Annotated in this window: 2 protein-coding genes; both read left to right on the top strand. The window is 55.4% G+C overall.

Features of this window, described 5'->3' with window-relative positions:
• Window positions 1-177: 177 nt before the first annotated feature.
• Entirely contained in the window at window positions 178-552 is a 375-nt protein-coding gene (locus O4G74_RS16005; RefSeq protein WP_269403515.1) for a mercuric transporter MerT family protein, read from the top strand.
• A 14-nt stretch (window positions 553-566) separates the two neighbouring features.
• Window positions 567-890 (top strand): heavy-metal-associated domain-containing protein, encoded by a 324-nt coding sequence (locus O4G74_RS16000; RefSeq protein ID WP_084396457.1) that lies wholly within the window; start codon window positions 567-569, stop codon window positions 888-890.
• Window positions 891-1,016: the final 126 nt, after the last annotated feature.

The following is a 1,016-nucleotide window of genomic DNA, read 5'->3' as shown; positions in this document are numbered from 1 at the left end:
CGATCTTTTCATAATAGCGGATCGTTTCAAGATTGCAGCCGAGCCGCCCGGCCAGTTCAGCCCGTTTGAGTGCTGCTCGCGGCGATGTGATGGCCATGATGAAATACCCACTTGTGTCTGTACCAACTACAGAGCGTAACGTGATCATGATCAATAAAGCAATGGGAACAGCTGGTCATGGCAGGTACGGAAAACAGCCCAGCAAATGAGCGTCGCTCAAGGTGGCTTGTTGCCGGTGGCATGCTGGGGGCATTCCTTGCATCATCCTGCTGCATCGTGCCGCTTGTGCTGATCAGTCTCGGTGTTTCCGGAGCGTGGATTGGCCAGTTGACGGCGCTGGAACCCTACAAGCCCCTTTTTCTTCTGGTCGCGATCGGATTTCTCGCGGCTGGATTCTGGGATGTCTATTTTCGAAAGACCAGTGTCTGCGAGGATGGTAGCTATTGCGCCCGTCCGCAGTCGTCAGTCATCAAGCAGGTCGCCCTGTGGAGCGGCGCGCTTGTCGTGCTGGCGGCCCTGACCATCGATGTATGGGCACCGTTATTTTACTAGCCAGGGAGACAAGTATGAAACGAACATGGATGATCGCCGGACTGGCAGGTCTGGCACTCGCGGGGGGGCTCGCAGTCGCCAGCGCGCAGAATGCTCCGGATGCTTCGGTGGAGGTCGAACAGGCGACAGCCCGTTTGACCATCGAAAACATGACCTGCGCGACATGTCCGATTGCTGTCAGGAAAGCGATGATGCGTGTCGAGGGCGTTAAATCTGTCGATATCGATTATGCGGCCAGGACCGCAGAAGTGGTTTACGATACGGCGGCGACAACGCCTGAGCTGATCGCTGCGGCTTCAACCGATGTAGGATACCCGGCAAGCGTTACGGACGGTTGAACACGCAGCATCTGGAATATCCTGATGAGGCACCTGCCAGTCGATGTTCGCATACATCGTCAGATTTTCACACAAGGCTTTCACTTTGATGTCAAAATGGACTGACCGAAAACTGCTGATAACGGG

Origin of the sequence: Henriciella marina, assembly GCF_027213945.1 — a bacterium.
In the GTDB taxonomy this organism is placed as follows: Bacteria; Pseudomonadota; Alphaproteobacteria; order Caulobacterales; family Hyphomonadaceae; genus Henriciella; species Henriciella marina_A.
The sequence above is the reverse complement of the archived record's forward strand: the minus strand, read 5'-3'. Positions and strand labels throughout refer to the sequence as shown.